This window comes from Okibacterium fritillariae (genome assembly GCF_052783725.1).
Genome location: NZ_CP199917.1, coordinates 763,349 through 781,259 on the forward strand (window position 1 = coordinate 763,349; position 17,911 = coordinate 781,259).

General features: G+C 67.4%; 18 protein-coding genes and 1 tRNA gene. 11 read left to right on the forward strand and 8 right to left on the reverse strand.

Annotated elements, in window-relative coordinates; all coding sequences use genetic code 11:
- Window positions 1–2: 2 nt before the first annotated feature.
- Window positions 3–1,205, reverse strand: a complete 1,203-nt coding sequence (locus ACUWEX_RS03730; protein WP_079727899.1) for a pyridoxal phosphate-dependent aminotransferase — start codon at window positions 1,203–1,205, stop codon at window positions 3–5.
- A 78-nt stretch (window positions 1,206–1,283) separates the two neighbouring features.
- Between ACUWEX_RS03730 and ACUWEX_RS03735 the strand changes: the two genes are divergently transcribed.
- The 6 genes from ACUWEX_RS03735 to rplA all read left to right on the forward strand — a co-directional run bounded on the left by ACUWEX_RS03735 (window position 1,284) and on the right by rplA (window position 5,304).
- Window positions 1,284–2,096 carry an ABC transporter ATP-binding protein gene (locus ACUWEX_RS03735; RefSeq protein ID WP_445997155.1) on the forward strand — a complete coding sequence of 271 codons (813 nt, stop codon included), beginning with the start codon at window positions 1,284–1,286 and terminating at the stop codon, window positions 2,094–2,096.
- A 219-nt stretch (window positions 2,097–2,315) separates the two neighbouring features.
- Window positions 2,316–2,388, forward strand: a tRNA-Trp gene (locus ACUWEX_RS03740).
- 43 nt (window positions 2,389–2,431) lie between these two features.
- Entirely contained in the window at window positions 2,432–2,707 is a 276-nt protein-coding gene (secE, locus tag ACUWEX_RS03745; protein WP_077053864.1) for a preprotein translocase subunit SecE, read from the forward strand.
- Between the two features lie 157 nt (window positions 2,708–2,864).
- Window positions 2,865–3,956, forward strand: a complete 1,092-nt coding sequence (gene nusG / locus ACUWEX_RS03750) for a transcription termination/antitermination protein NusG (RefSeq protein ID WP_079726916.1) — start codon at window positions 2,865–2,867, stop codon at window positions 3,954–3,956.
- 115 nt (window positions 3,957–4,071) lie between these two features.
- Window positions 4,072–4,503, forward strand: a complete 432-nt coding sequence (rplK, locus tag ACUWEX_RS03755; protein ID WP_077053862.1) for a 50S ribosomal protein L11 — start codon at window positions 4,072–4,074, stop codon at window positions 4,501–4,503.
- Between the two features lie 108 nt (window positions 4,504–4,611).
- Window positions 4,612–5,304, forward strand: a complete 693-nt coding sequence (gene rplA / locus ACUWEX_RS03760) for a 50S ribosomal protein L1 (protein WP_079726917.1) — start codon at window positions 4,612–4,614, stop codon at window positions 5,302–5,304.
- A gap of 173 nt (window positions 5,305–5,477) precedes the next feature.
- On the opposite strand, the gene ACUWEX_RS03765 is transcribed toward rplA, so the two are convergent.
- Window positions 5,478–6,812: an MFS transporter gene (locus ACUWEX_RS03765; RefSeq protein WP_445997156.1), complete on the reverse strand. Its 1,335-nt coding sequence runs from the start codon at window positions 6,810–6,812 to the stop codon at window positions 5,478–5,480.
- Window positions 6,813–6,868: 56 nt separating this feature from the next.
- Between ACUWEX_RS03765 and ACUWEX_RS03770 the strand changes: the two genes are divergently transcribed.
- Window positions 6,869–7,831 (forward strand): DUF5937 family protein, encoded by a 963-nt coding sequence (locus tag ACUWEX_RS03770; protein ID WP_445997157.1) that lies wholly within the window; start codon window positions 6,869–6,871, stop codon window positions 7,829–7,831.
- An 86-nt stretch (window positions 7,832–7,917) separates the two neighbouring features.
- On the opposite strand, the gene ACUWEX_RS03775 is transcribed toward ACUWEX_RS03770, so the two are convergent.
- Window positions 7,918–8,946, reverse strand: a complete 1,029-nt coding sequence (locus ACUWEX_RS03775; RefSeq protein WP_445997158.1) for an NADP-dependent oxidoreductase — start codon at window positions 8,944–8,946, stop codon at window positions 7,918–7,920.
- 156 nt (window positions 8,947–9,102) lie between these two features.
- Entirely contained in the window at window positions 9,103–9,693 is a 591-nt protein-coding gene (locus ACUWEX_RS03780) for a YqaJ viral recombinase family protein (protein ID WP_077053858.1), read from the reverse strand.
- 19 nt (window positions 9,694–9,712) lie between these two features.
- On the opposite strand from ACUWEX_RS03780, the gene ACUWEX_RS03785 reads away from it, so the two are divergent.
- Genes ACUWEX_RS03785 through ACUWEX_RS03800 form a run of 4 tightly spaced genes read left to right on the forward strand, consistent with a single transcriptional unit; the run spans window position 9,713 to window position 13,624 of the window.
- Window positions 9,713–9,955: a hypothetical protein gene (locus tag ACUWEX_RS03785; protein ID WP_445997159.1), complete on the forward strand. Its 243-nt coding sequence runs from the start codon at window positions 9,713–9,715 to the stop codon at window positions 9,953–9,955.
- Between the two features lie 35 nt (window positions 9,956–9,990).
- Window positions 9,991–11,346, forward strand: coding sequence for a heparan-alpha-glucosaminide N-acetyltransferase domain-containing protein (locus tag ACUWEX_RS03790; protein ID WP_445997160.1), 1,356 nt, complete (start codon window positions 9,991–9,993; stop codon window positions 11,344–11,346).
- A 5-nt stretch (window positions 11,347–11,351) separates the two neighbouring features.
- On the forward strand, window positions 11,352–12,203 hold the full coding sequence (locus tag ACUWEX_RS03795) for an NAD-dependent epimerase/dehydratase family protein (protein ID WP_445997161.1): 852 nt from the start codon (window positions 11,352–11,354) through the stop codon (window positions 12,201–12,203).
- The gene (locus tag ACUWEX_RS03800) at window positions 12,200–13,624 is read left to right on the forward strand and encodes a heparan-alpha-glucosaminide N-acetyltransferase domain-containing protein (RefSeq protein WP_445997162.1); all 1,425 of its coding nucleotides are present in this window, start codon (window positions 12,200–12,202) and stop codon (window positions 13,622–13,624) included. Before ACUWEX_RS03795 ends, ACUWEX_RS03800 begins: the two co-directional genes overlap by 4 nt.
- 128 nt (window positions 13,625–13,752) lie before the next feature.
- On the opposite strand, the gene ACUWEX_RS03805 is transcribed toward ACUWEX_RS03800, so the two are convergent.
- The 4 genes from ACUWEX_RS03805 to ACUWEX_RS03820 all read right to left on the reverse strand — a co-directional run bounded on the left by ACUWEX_RS03805 (window position 13,753) and on the right by ACUWEX_RS03820 (window position 17,864).
- On the reverse strand, window positions 13,753–14,295 hold the full coding sequence (locus tag ACUWEX_RS03805; RefSeq protein ID WP_143785312.1) for a MarR family winged helix-turn-helix transcriptional regulator: 543 nt from the start codon (window positions 14,293–14,295) through the stop codon (window positions 13,753–13,755).
- Between the two features lie 4 nt (window positions 14,296–14,299).
- Window positions 14,300–16,030 carry an MDR family MFS transporter gene (locus ACUWEX_RS03810; RefSeq protein ID WP_407668725.1) on the reverse strand — a complete coding sequence of 577 codons (1,731 nt, stop codon included), beginning with the start codon at window positions 16,028–16,030 and terminating at the stop codon, window positions 14,300–14,302.
- Window positions 16,031–16,180: 150 nt separating this feature from the next.
- On the reverse strand, window positions 16,181–16,597 hold the full coding sequence (locus ACUWEX_RS03815; RefSeq protein WP_445997163.1) for a hypothetical protein: 417 nt from the start codon (window positions 16,595–16,597) through the stop codon (window positions 16,181–16,183).
- A 28-nt stretch (window positions 16,598–16,625) separates the two neighbouring features.
- The gene (locus ACUWEX_RS03820; protein ID WP_445997164.1) at window positions 16,626–17,864 is read right to left on the reverse strand and encodes a sensor histidine kinase; all 1,239 of its coding nucleotides are present in this window, start codon (window positions 17,862–17,864) and stop codon (window positions 16,626–16,628) included.
- Window positions 17,865–17,911 lie beyond the last annotated feature (47 nt).

The following is a 17,911-nucleotide window of genomic DNA, read 5'->3' on the forward strand; positions in this document are numbered from 1 at the left end:
CTCTACCGCGCGAAGAGCTTCTGCAGGCGCTGGACGCCCTCGAGCAGCTGGTCGTCGCCCAGGGCGTAGCTGAAGCGCAGATATCCGCTCGGGCCGAACGCCTCACCCGGAACGGCGGCCACCTCGGCCTGTTCGAGCATCAGGTCGGCCAATTCGAGGGATGTCTGGGGCGTCACGCCATGCCACTCGCGCCCGAGCAGCTCGGTCACGTCGGGGTAGACGTAGAACGCGCCCGTCGGGGTCGGCGTGCGGAACCCCTCGATCTTGTTGAGCTCGGCCACGATCACCCGGCGGCGCGCGTCGAAGGCGTCGCGCATGGCGACGACCTCGTCCTGCGGGCCCGTCAGGGCGGCCACGGCTGCACGCTGCGCGATGTTGTTCACGTTGCTCGACAGGTGCGACTGCAGGTTCGACGCGGCCTTGATGGCGTCGGCGGGCCCCACCATCCAGCCCACCCGCCATCCGGTCATGGCATAGGTCTTGGCCACGCCGTTGACGAGGATGGTCTGATCGGCCAGCCCCGGAACGGCCTCGACGATCGACACGGCGCGCACGCCGTCGTAGGTCAGGTTCTGGTAGATCTCGTCGCTGATGACCCAGATGCCGTGCTCGAGGGCCCACTCGCCGATGGCACGGGTCTCCTCTTCGCTGTACACCGAGCCCGTGGGGTTCGACGGCGACACGAACAGCAGCACCTTGGTGCGCTCGGTGCGCGCGGCCTCGAGCTGCTCGACCGTCACGCGGTACTCCTGCTCGGCACCCGCGAAGACCTCGACCGTCACGCCATCCGCCAGCGCGATGGCCTCAGGGTAGGTGGTCCAATAGGGCGTGGGCACGATGACCTCGTCGCCCGGGTTCAGCAGCACCTGGAACGCCTGGTAGACCGACTGCTTGCCGCCGTTCGTCACGATGACCTGGCTGGCGGATGCCTCGAGCCCCGAGTCGCGCGCCGTCTTCTGCGCGATCGCCTCGCGCAGATCGGGCAGCCCGGCGGCCGGCGTGTAGCGGTGGTTCTTCGGATCGCGCACGGCCCGCTCGGCGGCTTCGACGATGAAGGCGGGAGTGGGGAAATTGGGCTCGCCAGCGGCATAGCTGATGACGGGGCGACCTTCGGCCTGCAGGGCCTTCGCCTTCGCGTCTACTTTGAGGGTCGCCGACTCGGCGATCGACGAGATTTTCTGGGACAGTCTGAGTTGTTCGGCCACGGCCACACTCTATCGGGGAGGCCCGTGCGGGCACCACGATATGTCGACCGGCGAAGTAGGTAAGGCTAGGCTTACCCCATGACTGCTGCCTCCGCGATCGATGCCGAAACGCTGGCCGGGCGCGACCTGACGCTGGGTTATGACGGACGCGTCATCTCGCAGGCGTTGAGCGTCAGCATCCCGCCGCGGTCGTTCACGGCCATCATCGGCCCGAATGCGTGCGGCAAATCGACCCTGCTGCGCGCGCTCTCGCGTCTGCTCAAGCCGACGGCGGGCGACGTGGTGCTCGACGGCAAGGCCATCACCCAATACTCCTCGAAAGAGGTGGCTCGGCGCCTCGGGCTGCTGCCGCAGACGTCGATCGCGCCGGACGGCATCAGCGTCTCCGATCTCGTCTCGCGCGGCCGTTTTCCCCACCAGACCCTGTTGCGCCAGTGGTCTCCGGATGACGAAGCCGCCGTCCAGCGCGCCATGACCGCCACCGACATCACGCATCTGGCCGGCCGCAGCGTCGACGAACTGTCCGGCGGCCAGCGCCAGCGCGTGTGGCTCGCCATGGTGCTCGCGCAGCAGACGCCCGTACTGCTGCTCGACGAGCCCACCACCTACCTCGACATCGCCCATCAGCTCGACGTGCTCGACCTGTGCCGGTCGCTGCATGCCTCGGGCGACTACACACTCGTCGCCGTGCTGCACGACCTGAACCTGGCTTTTCGATATGCCGATCACCTCATCGCCATGAAGGATGGCCGTGTGGTGGCCGAGGGCGCGCCGGCGGACATCGTCGACGCCGATCTGGTGCTCCACGTGTTCGGGCTGCGTGCCCTCGTGATCCCCGACCCGGTGACGGGCGACCCCATGGTCGTGCCGCTCGAACAGCGCGACCGCTGAGGCCCGGCCGGGCAACCGGTCCGGCGACCCGCCCGGTGGGCTCGCCCCAGCTTTACTCACGGCCAGCCGTCCCCTACACTGGAGGGCGGCAGTTGAATCCTGCCAAGCTTTTCTCTGCCCTTTTTCACAGGAGGTCGGCGGCTGGCGGTGGGGTTCAGATCGAGCGGATTCGCGCAGGGTTCGCTACGATTGCCAAGGAGTTCCCTCCGGGAGTTCCATAGGGCGGTGGCTCAATTGGTAGAGCAGCGGTCTCCAAAACCGCAGGTTGCAGGTTCAAGTCCTGTCCGCCCTGCGCGTCGGCATGACAGTGTCGGCACACGAAAGGTGTAAACGAGATGGCTCGAAAAGTTATCGACGAACCCAGCGAGGAAATCGTCGCAACAGCGAAGCGGGAACGCGCCGAAAAGCGTGGACCCTTCGCGGGCATCATCTTGTTCATCAAGCAGGTGATCGGCGAGCTGAAGAAGGTCGTCACCCCGACTCGTAAAGAGCTGCTGAGCTACACCGGTGTCGTGCTGGTATTCGTCGTGATCATGATGGCCATCGTTTACGGGCTCGACCAGCTGTTCTCCTGGCTGGTCCTTCTGACCTTCGGCACCCCCGGGGTCTGACCGTCTGGAGCCGGGCGGATGATGACATCCGGCCCCCGTTTCTGAACGGCTCGCCCCTCGCAGAGGCGCGGTTCCAGAACACACAAGCAATGCACACCGAGATGTTGCCGCGGATGACCTCCACGCAATTCCGGGAACAGTAAAGGGAAGAGATTCAGTGTCAGAGAGAAATCGCGACGACGTCGATTGGGCGACCGCTGCCGAGCAGTCGAGCGAAGTCGATGAGGTGCAGGAGGGCGAGACCCTCGCCGCCGCCGAAGACTCCGTCGACGCTGCCGAGCACGAAGCCATCCACGTCGAAAGCGATGAGGTAGACCTCGACGCCGTTCTCGACGCGCTGGCCGAGGCCAACGACCCCGAGGCCGACGCCGTTGTCGACGACGCCCTCGACATCGACGACGCCGACGAGGCAGAGGCTGCCGCCGAGGCCGTCGAAGACGAAGAAGAAGACCCCATCACGCTCACGCCCGAAAGCCTCAGCGAAGAGCTGTTCTCTTCCGAGAGCGACGACGCCGAGTCGGCTGACGACGCCGAGGCGCAGGTCGCCGACGTCGCCGCAGACAACGGCTTCGGTGCTGACGAAGACGACGACGAAGATGGCGAAGAGGCCGAGGCCTCCGACGTCGACGTCGATCCCTACGACGCGTTCCGCGCCGAGCTGCGCACGCTGCCCGGCAAGTGGTTCGTCATCCACTCCTACGCTGGCTTCGAGCGCAAGGTGAAGGCCAACATCGAGCAGCGCAAGGGCTCGCTCGACGTGGCCGACTTCATCTACCAGGTCGAAGTGCCCATGGAAGATGTCGTCGAGATCAAGAACGGCCAGCGCAAGATGGTCACCCGCGTGCGCATCCCCGGATACGTGCTCGTGCGCATGGACCTCAACGAAGACAGCTGGTCCGTGGTTCGCCACACGCCCGGCGTCACGGGCTTCGTGGGCAACGCTCACAACCCGACGCCGCTGCGCTTCGAAGAGTCCTTCAACATGTTGAAGAGCCTCGTCGAGGTCAAGGAGCAGGCACCCGCCAAGGGAGGCGCCCAGAAGGGCGGCCAGACCCAGGCGCGCGCCGCCGTGGCCGAGGTCGACTTCGAGATCGGCGAGACCATCACGATCAAGGAAGGTTCGTTCGCGGGCCTGCCCGGTTCGATCAGCGAGATCAAGCCCGAGAGCGGCAAGCTCACGGTCCTCGTGTCGCTGTTCGAGCGCGAGACCCCGGTCGAGCTCAGCTTCGATCAGGTCACCAAGCTGTAGGTTCGGCTCACGCCGCTCGCAGCATCCACAGATTTTTTAGACCACCGCGAACCAACCGGCTCGTGGGAGAGCGCCCCCTAGCGGGGAGCTCGAACCTCAGAAAGAAGGAAGAAACATGGCACCGAAGAAGAAGGTCACAGGTCTGATCAAGCTTCAGATCAAGGCCGGCGCCGCCAACCCGGCCCCGCCCATCGGCCCGGCCCTGGGTCAGCACGGCGTGAACATCATGGAGTTCTGCAAGGCTTACAACGCGGCGACCGAGGCCCAGCGCGGCAACGTCATCCCCGTCGAGATCACGGTCTACGAAGACCGCTCGTTCACGTTCATCCTGAAGACCCCGCCCGCCGCCGAGCTCATCAAGAAGGCTGCCGGCGTCGCCAAGGGTTCCGGCACGCCGCACACCGTCAAGGTTGCCAAGCTCACCAAGGACCAGGTTCGCGAAATCGCTGAGGCGAAGCTCGTCGACCTGAACGCCAACGACATCGACGCCGCCTCGAAGATCATCGCCGGCACCGCCCGTTCCATGGGCATCACCGTCGAAGGCTAAGCAGTCCACCCTTTTTTCAACATCGTGGCAGCGCTAGCCAGGCGCGACTGCACCAGGAACCCGCGGGTTCCGGCGTAGGCACACCACATTCTCGAATGGGAGAACAAAATGGCACAGAAGTCTAAGGCCTACCGGGCCGCAGCCGACAAGATCCAGGCTGACAAGTTCTACACGCCCACCGAAGCCGTCGAGCTCGCCAAAGAGACCGGCTCGTCGAAGTTCAACAGCACCGTCGAGGTCGCTCTGAAGCTCGGTGTCGACCCCCGCAAGGCAGACCAGATGGTTCGTGGAACCGTCATCCTGCCCCACGGCACGGGTAAGACCGCCCGCGTCATCGTCTTCGCGACCGGTCCGGCCGCCGAAGCCGCTCTCGCAGCCGGTGCCGACGAGGTCGGTGGCGACGAGCTCATCCAGAAGGTGTCCGAGGGTTACACCAACTTCGACTCCGCCGTCTCGACCCCCGAGCTCATGGGCAAGGTCGGTCGTCTCGGTAAGGTCCTCGGACCCCGTGGCCTCATGCCCAACCCGAAGACCGGCACCGTGACGCCCGACGTCGCCAAGGCCGTTACCGAGATCAAGGGCGGAAAGATCGAGTTCCGCGTCGACAAGCACTCCAACGTGCACTTCGTCGTCGGCAAGGCCAGCTTCACGCCCGAGCAGCTCGACGAGAACATCAACGCCGCCCTCGAAGAGGTCGTCCGCTTGAAGCCGTCGTCCTCCAAGGGTCGCTACATCCAGAAGGGCACGGTGTCGACCACGTTCGGCCCCGGCATCCCCCTCGATGTGAACATCCTCGTCTAGGTTTCACCACCTAGCACGACGAATCATCACAAGAATGGCCCGCTTCGGCGGGCCATTCTTGCGTTAAGGGCGCGCCCCCACGTCGGAACACGGTGGCTCCACGCCAGGGCACCGTGGCGCCACGCCAGGACACGGCGTCGCCGCGCCAGCCGGTCCCGGGGTGCGGCGACGCGCTAGCGCGGGCGGGAGGCGGCGCGTGACGCGATGGCTGTAATGCCCGAGGCGGAGGCGACGAAGAGGGCGGCGAGGCCGAGCCATCCCCAGAGGCCGTGGGTGATAGCGAGGCCGGTCACGATGAGCGGGGCCACCATGGTGCCGAGGGAGTAACCCATCGAGTACACACCCTGATAGCTGCCCGCCAGGCGCTGGTCGGCGAGTTCGAATGACAGGCCCCACGAACTGGCCGACGACAGGATCTCGGCGAACGAGTGCAGCACCAGCGCGACGAGCAGCACGACGACGGTTGCGACGGCGGCGGTGAGCGAGGCCGTGAAGTAGAGCACGCAGGCACCCGCCATGAGGATTCCGGCGACGAACGAGACGCGGCCCGCGTAACGCATGTCGTGGGTGCCCCGAGACAGAGGGATCTGGAACGCGATCACCAACGCGGTGTTGATGAAGGTGAGGAGGGCGACGACGGCGGGTGGGGCATCCGTGTCTTGAATGATCCAGAGGGGCACACCGATTTCGAAGACCGCGAACTGGATGGCGAAGATGCCCGACAGGCCCGTGAAGGCGAGGTAGCGCGGGTTGCGCCAGGGGGAGAGGCCGCTGAGGCGCTCGGCGGTCTCGCCCGCTGAGGGGCGGTGCGCGTCGACGGTGGTGGGCAGTTTGGCGAGGAGGAGCGCGCTGGCGGCCGTGATGGCGCCCGCACCGAGCATGGTCCAGCGGTAGGCCTCGGGGGTGGAGACCAGCAGGGCGATGCCGCCCGCACCCGAGCCGACCGCGATGCCGATGTTGGTGACGGTGCGCAGGATGGCACGGGCCGAGACCCGCTCGGTGCCCGTAAAGGCGCGGGCGATGATGGCTCCGCGGATGGCGTGCTCGGCGCTCATCATGCCGTCGACGAGGCAGGCGATGATGAGGGTCGTGACGAAGGAGCCGGCCAGGGCGTAGGCCATGAGCGCCAGGCCCGAGCCCGCCGCCGCGATGATCGACAGGAGGCGGGCGCTCAGGCGGTCGGCGAGGAAGCCGCCGAAGAACGAGGTCGCCACTCCGACGGCACTCGCGGCCGTGAGGACGACCGCGACCTCGGCCGCGTTGAGCCCGACGATGAGGCTGAAGTAGAGCACCGTGACGGTGAGGAAGACTCCGCGGCCGAGGGTGTGCACGAACGTGGAGGCGATGAGCACGCGCAACACGGGGTTCTGCAGGGCGGCCGGCAGGCGGCGGCGCAGGCCCGAGAGGCCTCGGGATGACTCGGGGCCCTCGGGTGTGGGGTCGGCGAGAGGTGCGGGATCGAGACGGGGGATGCTGCCGGTTTCGGCGGAAGGCGGAATGTTGCTCACGGATCAGTTCTCCCACGGGCGGGGTGGCTTCCGGCAGTGATGTAGCGTTGTGCTTCATGTTGCGCTACACCATGGACGATGTCGAGCTCGCGGGGCTGCGCTTCGGCATCTCGCCGCTCTGCGAACTCGGGCTGTCGCTCAGGGCCTTGAACGAGCCATCCCGTTACCCGCTGCAGCTGCCGTGGCTGCGGAACACGCAGGAGGCCCGGCAGCACGTCGACACCGAGGTGCTGAGCGCGTTGATCGACGAGAGGCAGTGGACGCCCGACTTTCTGAACCCGCGGCCCGCCTCGCCACTCACGCGCATCGAGGACGAGTTCGCCCGTCTCGCGGCGATCGACCCGGCCGTGTTCCGGCGGCAACTCGAAGCCGTCCACGGCACGGTTCCGCGCGTGTTCGCCGGCGACCCTCACCGGGCGATCGAGCGGATGCTGCGCGGCCTCGAACACTATTGGCAGAGCTGTTTTCAGCCCTACTGGGGGCGCATGCGCACCATCCTCGAGGCCGACATCGTGTTTCGGGGGCGGCAGATCGCGCAGAACGGTCTAGCCGCCATGCTCAACAACCTGGGCGATTCGATGAGCTACGCCGACGGGGTGCTCTCGATCGACGTGATGTCGCCCGGCGATCGCACGTTGCCCACCGCGGGGCTCGGCATCACGCTCGTGCCCACCATGTTCACGCGGCGCGGGTCGTCACCCGTCGAGGACGACGAGCCGCCCATGGTCATGTATCCGGCACGCGGCCAGGGCGCCATGTGGGAGGCCCAGCCGACGGGCGATGCGGATGCCGTGACCAATGTGCTCGGACGGGTGCGGGCCGCGCTGCTCACCGCCCTGGCCGAGCCGGCGTCGTCGACCGAACTCGGCCTGCGCTTCGGCGTGAGCACGTCGGCCGTGAACCAGCACCTGCGGGCACTGCGGGCCGTAGGGCTCGTCACCTCGACGCGCTACGGGCACAGCGTGTTGTACCTGCGCAGCGAGCTCGGGGATCGACTGCTCAACACGGGGACAGCCTGACGGCGACCCGCGAAGTGAGCGCCGGCCTCGCGGCGTGACCGCATGACGGCGTGACCGCCTGAGGGCGCCGGTTGTCGCGCCGGCCCCTAGCTGTCGGCGACGTGGAGGACGATCTTGCCGCGTGTGTGACCCGTCTCGAGCGCGGCGTGCGCCTCGGAGGCCTGAGAGAGGTCGAAGACCTGGTCGACGAACACGCGCACGTCGCCCGACTCGAGCAGACGAGACACCGTGGACAGGGTGTTGCCATCGGGCGCGACCTTGTAGGTGGTGCCGCGCACCCCCGCCTCGGCGACCTCGTCGAGGAACGTGGGCCAGCTGCCCGTCGGGGCGTTGACGATGAGTCCGCCGTGCCGCAAGACCTTCAGTGAACGTGAGCCCGTGTCGTCGTGCACATTGCCGACGAGGTCGATCACGACATCCACCTCGGTGAGCACGTCTTCGAAACGCTGGGATTCGTAGTCGACGAATTCCTTGGCGCCGAGTTCGTGCAGCCATCCCTCGTTGCGGGCCGAACCCGTGGCGATCACGTGAGCGCCGAAATAGGCGGCGAACTGCACCGCGAAGTGGCCGACCCCGCCCGAGCCGGCATGGATGAGGATGCGCTGGCCCTCGTGCGCCTTGGCGACCTCGACCACCATGCCCCAGGCCGTGAGGGCCGCAACAGGGATGCCGGCGGCCTCGACATGCGAGAGCGCCACGGGTTTGCGGGCCAGCGACAGGCTCGGAACCGAGACATACTGCGCATAACTGCCCGAGTAGCGGGGAAACGACACCATGCCATAGACCTCGGTGCCCGGATGCAGCGGATGCGCCTCGTAGGGCGATCGCACGACGACACCCGAGAAGTCCATGCCCAGCACGGCCGGATAGGACTCGATGCCCGCCGCCACGCCGCGGCCGGCCCTCGTCTTCACGTCGAGCGGATTGACGCCCGCGGCGACGACGCGCACGATGAACTCGGAGTTCACCTGGCGGGGTGTGTCGACCTCGGCGAGGTGCAGCTGTTCGGTGCCCCCGACGGCGTCGATGACGGCGGCCGTCATGCGCTCGGGAACCTCTTCGATCGGTAGTGGTGCGGTGTGAGTCAGCCACGACTCATGCATTGCCTGGCGCATCGTACCCCCTCTGTCGTTGCGGATGGTCGAGGCACCGTTCGGGTCGTGTGCCGTGCTGGTGTCAGTCTCACGGGGCAATGAGTCACGCATGTTTCGGGGGCGTCACCGCGCTGCTAAGACTGCATCGGAGACCACCGAGAGGTGTCAGGCGGGGTGTCAGGCGGGGCGTGTCGTGCGGCGGTGCAGCTCGTCGATGAGCGCGTTCGCCATGGTGACGAGCGTGTTGATCTCGCGTTCGTCGCGGTCGACCCAGCGGCAGAGCGGCTCGTCGTCGAGGGGCACGAAATCGTTGTGTTGTTCCCACACCACGAGCGTGCGTTCGGCGCCCAGCACGTATTGCTGCCACCAGACCTGGCGCAGGTAGTGGCGCGGGATGCTGCGCCACGACTTGTTCGTCGTCTTGATCTCGCTGAGGATGACGCGCCCGTCTTCGGTGCTCGCCAGACCATCGGGCGTGGCCAGGTGGCGGCGCTCGTATTCACTGTGGAAGAGCGCCGACGAGGGCTGGATGCCGTGCGTGGCGGCCACCCACCGGGCGATCTCGGGTTCGCGCGCCTTGCCGTGGTCGGTGTAGCGGTTGCCGCCGAAGCCCGTGCCCATGAGCTTGGCCGTCGCGGCCGACTGGATGGATGCCGGGGTGCTGAGTTTTGCGACATCCGTTGCCGTGATTCCGCGCGAGCGTGCCCGCAGCCAGGCGATGCGGTCGTCACCATCGACGACGATGCGGCCAGCGAGCAGGGGATTCACTTATCTATTGTCCCTCGTCGTGGGCGATGAGACGACCGGGCGCGCGCGGTCCATCGAATCGCGGGGCGAGTTGGCCGGAGACAGGCGCGCTTCGACACGCGGTGTGAAGCAAATCCTCATCGATCTGTTCAGCCTGTCGGCGTTCGAGCTGCGGGAACGCGCCGGTAGGTGTCTTCCGCACGATCCCGCCTTGGCTTGCGAGCGGATCCGCATGAACCTCACCAACTTCGCTTCTACTCCGCTTTACGGTCCAGCGGATTAGCAGGATCACTGGCCGGGCTCGCCCACGATGGATGCATGAGCACAGAGCCGGATGCCCCCACCCCATCGCCGGTCGAGACCGCGCCGACGGTCCCGGTGACGCTGTCCCGCGCACCCAACCGCATCGCCGGTCTCGACCTTGCGCGTTTCGTCGCGCTCATAGGCATGATGGCCGCACACGTGTGGATGCTCGATCCCGCCGACGGGTCGAGCACCCTGATTCTGGGACTCGTGCAGGGGCGGGCGGCCGCGCTTTTCGCGGTACTCGCGGGCGTAGGAATAGTCCTTTCGTCGAAGCGATACCTTGGTCGAGGGCGTGGCGAAAGCGCGCGATGCGGCCACCGCGGCCATGCAGCTGCCGCGCGGGCCCTTTTCGTTCGGGGTGCGGCGGTAGCTGTTGTCGGATTGACTCTCGGCCTCCTTTCCACGCAGGTCGCAATCATCCTTGTGTCCTATGGCGTGTTGTTTTGCGTGATGATTCCGCTGTTGCGCCTCGGTTCTGTAACGCTGGCGGTCATTGCGGTCCTCGGGGCCATCGTGTCGCCTCTCTTGTCGTTCTGGGCGCGCTCGACGTGGTCGCTCATCGGGCCCTACGGCGGGAATCCGTCCTGGATCGGCTTGACCGACCCGATGGTGGCAGTCGACGTGCTGCTGACTGGGGTGTATCCGGTGGCGACGTGGTTCGTCTACGTGGTCGCGGGGATGGCCGTGGGGCGGTTGGTGCTCGATACCAGAGACGCAGATTCGTCGCGCGGTTCGCCGGACATTCGAGCGCTCGCCGGACGACTCTCGATCGCCGGGGCCGGTATGGCCGTCGTCGCCTGGGCGCTCTCGGCGCTCGCAATGGGGCCGCTCGGCGGAATCGACGCCGTGATCTCAGCTCAGGGCGAACTGCCCTCGAGTGAGACCCGGGAGCAGATGGCCGTGATCATGAGCGCGTCCGCGTATGGCGTCGTGCCGCTCGAGAGTCCGTGGCTCCTTGCATCCTCGGTTGCCCACTCCGGTGCGACGCTCGATCTGTTTCACACGGGTGGGTCGGCGCTGGTCGTCATCGGTATCGGGTTGCTCATCGGAACCAGGCTGCGGCACCGCGGTGTCGCCATGCTGGCACCGGTGCTGGCGGCGGGTGCCGCCCCTCTGACGATCTATAGCCTGCACGTCGTCGTCCAGAGCCTGACGGTGAACGCGATCTTTGCGGACGGAGTAGCCGACGTGGGTGAACGATGGATGGTGTCCAGCCTACCCATATGGTTATTGCACATCGCCGGTGCGCTGTTCGTCGGGCTCTTGCTGTGGGCTTTGCAGCGTCGAGGGCCCCTCGAGAGTCTTATCTCCTGGCTGGCTCGACTCGCGGGTGGACCTAGGCGCTCGGCCGATCACGGGTCAGAATAGATGCCATGCGTATTGCGGTGACCGGTGGGTCGGGAAAGTTGGGTCGCGCGGTCGTCGCGGCCCTCGTCGAGAGCGGCAACGAGGTCGTCAACCTCGACCAGGCGGGGGAGCGTGGGCCGCTGTTCACGCGGGTCGACCTGCGCGATTACGGCCAGGTGGTGGATGCGCTCGGGGGCATCGATGACAAAATCGGCGGCTTCGACGCCGTAGTGCATCTCGCGGCCATACCCGCGCCCGGGCTGGCGAGCGATGTGGCCACGTTCCACAACAACATGCTGTCCACGTACAACGTGTTCCACGGGGCGATCCGTGCCGGCATCCGCAATGTCGTGTATGCGTCGAGTGAAACCGTGTTGGGGTTGCCGTTCGACACCCCGCCGCCCTACATCCCCGTCGACGAGGAATATGCGGCGCGGCCCGAGAGCACCTACTCGCTCGTCAAGCACCTCGAAGAGCAGATGGCCATCGAGCTGACCCGCTGGCATGGCGACCTCAAGATCGTGGGTCTGCGCTTCTCGAACGTGATGGCGCCCGAGGACTATGCCGAGTTCCCCTCGTTCGACACCGATGCGACCCTGCGCAAGTGGAACCTGTGGGGCTACATCGACGCGCGCGACGGAGCGCAGGCGATCGAAAAGGCCCTGGCGTGGCAGACGACCGGGTTCGACCGGTTCATCATCGCGGCCGCCGACACCGTGATGTCGCGGCCCAATACCGAGCTCGTCGCCGAGGTGTTCCCCGGCGTGCCGCTGGCGCGCGACCTCGACGAGCTCGGCGCGAACGACACCCTGCTCTCGATCGACAAGGCCCGCCGTGTGCTGGGCTTCGACCCGCAGCACAGCTGGCGAGACGCGTGACCGATGTGGATGCGGGGGCTCCACCCCGCGCTCGCACCAGGCCGCGCCTGACGCGCTCGCAGCGGCTCGACCGGCGGCTGCGCGGCGGACGGTTGATCGGTATCGACCTAGCGCGTTTTCTGGCACTCGCCGGGATGATGGCCGCTCACGTGTGGAACACCGAGTTTCCCGACGGCGATGCCACCCTCATCCACATCTTCGTGCAGGGGCGGGCGGCGGCGCTGTTCGCCGTGCTCGCGGGCATCGGGATCGCCCTGTCGACCCGCCGCTATCTGACGGGTGAGGTTCCGACCCGCGATTCCGCCGGCGGACGCGCGAGCGCACTGTTCGCCGACCCCTCCAACGTCGCGAGTGTGCGGGCGCGTGCGGGCACCGGCTTCGGCGCCGCGAGTCGAGCGCTCCTCATGCGCGGCTTCGTGATCGCGCTCATCGGGCTCACACTCGGCCTGCTCGACAGCGGCATCGCGATCATCCTCGTCTACTACGGCGTCACGTTCTGGCTCGCCATTCCGTTCCTGCGCCTGCCCGTGCGGGCGCTCTTCGGCATCGCGGCCGTGTGGGCCCTGGTCTGGCCCGTCGTCTCGTTCGGCCTGCGCACCGCGTGGGGGGTCGAGTCGACCTTCGAGAATCCGTCGTGGCAGAGTGTTACCGACCCCGATCTCGTGCGCGACCTCTTCGTCACGGGCGTCTACCCCGTGCTCACCTGGATCGTGTACGTGCTCGTGGGCATGGGCGTCGGCCGATTGATCACCCGGGCCATGGATGCGTCGGGCCCGCGTGATGCGGTGGCCCGCGACATCCGACCGCTCATGAGGGTTGCTCTGCGCACGCTCATCGCGGGTGCCGTGCTTGCCGTGGCCGGGTGGGGGCTCTCGCAGCTCGCGCTCGGGCCGCTCGGGGGCCTCGACGCCATCGCCCGGGGTGACATGTACACGCCCGGCGTCATGGGGCGGATCGAGGCGCAGAGCATGGCGGAGGGGTCGGGCTTCGGTTTGGTTCCGCTCGACAGCCCGTGGTGGCTCGCGTCGTCGCTCGTGCACTCCGGGGCCACGCTCGACCTGGCGCTCACGACCGGCACGTCGCTCATCGCCATTGCGGTGTGCCTGATGATCGGGCTCGTCGTGCGGGGCGCCGGCGCGAAGCTGCTGGCTCCCGTGGCCGCCGCGGGGGCCGCTCCGCTCACCGTGTACTGCGCCCACATTGTGGCGAAGACCGTGATGGACTCGTCGATTCCCGGCGACCGGTTCTCGGCCGGCGAGGAGTACCTCTGGCTGGTGTCGAGCCCGCAGCTGTGGCTGATGCACGTGGCCGGGGCGCTCGCGATCGGACTGGTGCTGACGCTTCTGGGGCGATCGGGCCCGCTCGAGACGCTCGTGCGCTGGCTGAGCCGTCAGGCCGCGCTGCCGCTGAAGCGCGGCTAGCCGATACCGGCTGACGACGAGCGCTGCCGACGAGTGGCTGTCGACGAGTGGCTGGCGACGAGCGTCTGCCGGCGAGCGACTGTCGACGAGTGGCTGTCGACGAGTGGTCGGCGGCTACCGGCTACCGGCTACCGGCTGCCGACCGCTTCCGACTCCGGTGCCGAATCCACCTCGCGCGCCAGCTCGCGGGAGGCCGCGGAACCGCCGAGCGGCACCGACTCGTTGAGCATGTGCAGCAGGGTGGCGAGCCGCTCGACGTCGCCGGAATCCCAGCCGCGCAGGCGGTCGTACAGCATTTCCTGGTCGTCGAGGCGCACGGCGTCCATGCGTTCGACCGCTATGGCCGTGGGCACGACGTAGCTCGAGCGCCCGTCGAGCGGGTCGGGCTCACGCGTGATGAGCCCGACCTGTTCGAGGTATTTGACCGTGCGGCTGATGATGCTCTTATCGGTCATGAGCATCTCGGAGAGGGCGCCCGATTGCAGGCGCCCCGCCCGGACCACCGTGGAGAGAACCTTGTACCCGACCGGCTGCAGGCCGGGGTAGACCCGCTCCGCACGGTCCCGCATCGACGCCTTCACCCGGTTGATGAGCAATCCGAACTGCTCCTCCACCCGGGCGATGGACTGGTCGACGGCGGGGTCGTGCGGGGCGTCGGGTGCCTGGTTCATGGTGCTATTCGCCCGAGCGACGCGCGCTGTCGTCGGATGCGGTGGCCGAGGCATCCCGCTTCTCGCCGTCGCGGACCACGCCGATCGAACCGGTGGGTGCGCCGTCGATCGAGGCGATGGCCGTCTCGAACACGCGCTCCTCCGACTCCTGCAGGCGGGTCTCTTCGCGACGCTCGAGGGCCGTCTTCGTGCCGAGGCTGAGGTTCGGCAGGAAGACGATCGCGAGGATCGTGACGAGGGCCAGCGGGGCGGCCAGCAGGAAGACGTGAGCCACGCCGTCGCCGTAGGCCGACTCGATGATGGGGCGCACCGAATCGGGCAGCGTCGACACCTTGGGGATGGTTCCGGAGGCGAGCGCCTCGCCGATCTTGGCGCCCTCGGCACCGAGCTTCGACAGGGCGGTCTGCAGCTGCGCCGTGCTGGCCGCGAGCGAGTCGGAGACGCGGGTGGCCAGGATGGCACCCATCACCGAGACGCCGACCGTGCCGCCGAGGCTGCGGAAGAAGGCGACGCCGGCGCTCGAGGCACCCAATTCGTTGGGCTGCACGGCGTTCTGCACGACGAGCACCAGGTTCTGCATGACGGCACCGACGCCGGCGCCGAGGATCAGCATGTACACCGAGACGAGCACGTAGTTGGTGTCGTAGTGGATGGTGCCCATGAGGCCTAGGCCGATGGCGAGGGCGATCGAGCCGCCGATCATGTACGGCTTCCACACGCCCGTGCGGCTGATGATGTTTCCGATGATGGTCGACGAGAGCAGCAGGCCGGCGATCATGGGTAGCGTGAGAAGACCCGACTCGGTGGGCGAGGCGCCGCGAGCGAGCTGCATGTACTGCGCGAGGTAGACCGAGGTGCCGAACATGGCCACACCGACCGAGATCGAGGCGATGACGGCGAGGGTGAAGGTGCGGTTCTTGAAGAGGCTCATCGGCAGGATGGGCTCCTTGGCGCGCAGCTCGACGATGACGGCGAGCACGAGGGCGACGACGGCGCCTCCGACCATCCAGGCCGTGGTGGTGCTCCACCAGTCGAACTGGTTTCCGGCCATCGAGACCCAGATCAGCAGCAGCGAGACGCCGCCGGCGATGAGGATGGCACCGAGGTAGTCGATCGAGACGACGCGCTTGACGACCTTGGGCAGGTGCAGCGTCTTCTGCAGAAGGATGATGGCGACGATCGCGACGGGCAGGGCCACGAAGAAGTTCCAGCGCCAGCCGAAGCCGTCGGTCAGCAGACCACCGATGAGCGGGCCACCGACGGTGCCGACGGCCATGACGCCGCCGAAGAGACCCATGTAGCGGCCGCGTTCACGCGGGCTGATGATGTCGGCCATGATGATCTGGCTGAGGGCGGTGAGGCCACCGGCGCCGAGACCCTGCAGCACGCGGAAGATGATGAGCGTGTTGGTGTCTTGCGAGAAGCCGGCGAGGGCCGAGCCGATCACGAAGATGACGAGCGAGAGCTGGATGAGCAGCTTGCGGTTGAAGAGGTCGGCGAGCTTGCCCCAGATGGGCGTCGAGACCGTGGTCGCGAGCAGGGTGCCGGTGACGACCCAGGTGTAGGCGGTCTGGTCGCCGTTGAGGTCGGAGACGATGCGGGGAAGCGAGGTCGAGACGACGGTGCCGGCGAGGATGGCGACGAACATGCCGAGCAGGAGGCCCGAGAGGGCTTCGAGCACCTGGCGGTGCGTCATCTTCGGGGCGGGCGGCGCCTCGGTTGATGCGGTGGTCATGAGTGGATGCTCCAGAGGAAACGTGTGTGGTTGCTGGCCCGACGCTGCGCCATGTCGTTGATAAAGGTCAACTATAACCATCTAGTGGACTTTGGTCAACTATCCATAAGCAGACGAGTGCCCGGGATATTCCCATGCCCGAAAAGCCGGTCAGGCGGCGATGTTGCGCGCGATCCACTCGCCCGCGTCGCGCGTCGCCAGTTCGCCGGAGAGCAGTACCTCGGCGAACGCGATGGCCGCCTCACTGAGGCGACCGTCGGCGGTGTCGGGGCCGTCGCGCAAGATGTGCAGCGTGGCCCAGCGTGTGGCGCGGGCACCGATGCGCGCCACCGTGGCCGCCGTGCCCGTGAAGTGCCGGATCTGCCCGCGGGTGCCGTCGTCGAACTCGGGCTTCACGCCCGTGCCCGAGATGGTGTTGCGGCCACCGCGACCCGCGTCGAGGAACCAGAGCGGGCCGCGCCTGACGCCGGCTCCGCGGCGGCCGAGTTCGGCCAAGAAACGCCGCGGATCGGGCTCGGAGGCGCCCAGGGTGCGGGCGAGGTCGACGAGTTTGGCTGCGGCATCCACCCCGCCACCGTAGTACAGCCGGATCGGCTCAGACTGAGGGTGGCGGTGTGGTTTCGGGGGTGATGGCGTCGGTCGGGCGCGAGGCGATGCCGGGCCGCGGCAGCACGACCCAGACGCTCGCGCCGCCGAGGGCCGACTCGCCGATGCCGATCGAGCCGCCGTGTGCCTCCACGATGCGCTGACACGTCGAGAGGCCGATGCCGAGGCCGGGCACGTCGTCCGAGGCGCCGCGATCCATGAGGCCGAAGACGCGTTCGCGATCCTCCGGGGCGACACCCGGGCCATTGTCGTCGACCGACAGTCGCCAGCCGCCGACAAGTGTTTCGGCAGCGACCACGATGTGAGGCTGGATCCCCGAGGCGCTGGTGAACTTGATGGCGTTGGCCACGAGGTTCTGCACGAGGGCGCGCAAGAGCGTCGCGTCGCCCGTGAGCCGGATCGCCGCATCCACCTCGATGCGCGCACCCGCCGCGGCGATGGCCGGGGACAGGTCGTCGACAACAGCCCGCACGATGTGCTGCACGTCGACATCGTCCTGGCGGGGGCGAGCGCCGCCCGCGCGGGCGTAGTCGAGCAGGTCGCCGATCATAGTGCCCATGCGGGTGGCCGCCGATTCGGCGCGCGCGAGAGACTCGGTGGCCTGCGGGGCATCGGCCATCTCGGGGCTGTCGGCGGCGAGCTCGATGAACCCCGAGACGGCCATGAGCGGGTTCTTCAGGTCGTGGCTCACCTGAGCGGCGAACCGTTCGAGCTGTTCGTTCGACCGGTTCAACTCGGTGGCGATGCGGCGCAGCTCGAGCACGTCGATCACCTGGTGCGCGATGAGGTTGAGCGAGTCGCGGCGCTCGGGGGTGAGATCGCCCGTCTGCTCATCGAAGATGCAGATGGTGCCGATGGGCACGCCCTGCGGGGTGATGAGCGGGCTGGATGCATAGAAGCGCGTGTTGCCGATGACGCCCGTGACGAAAGGATTGTTCGCGAAACGATCGTCGTCTCTCGCGTCGGGCACGACCACGAGGCCCGGGTTCTGCAACACGGCCGCGCACATCGAGTCCTCGCGGGAACAGGTCGAGGCCTGGATGCCGATCGCCGCGATCTGGTGCTGCGAGCGATCGTCGATGATGTTGATGACGGCGGTCGGCACGCCGCACACGGTGGCGGCGAGCTGCACAAGCCCCAGCAGATCGGGCTCGGGTGGCTGGTCGAGGATCTGATACTCGGCGATGGCCTGTCGGCGTGTCAGATCTTGCGCCACCGTCATGCTCATCTCCGCATCCGCTCGTCGTCGTGTCGCCCGCGCAACGTCTTCACGAT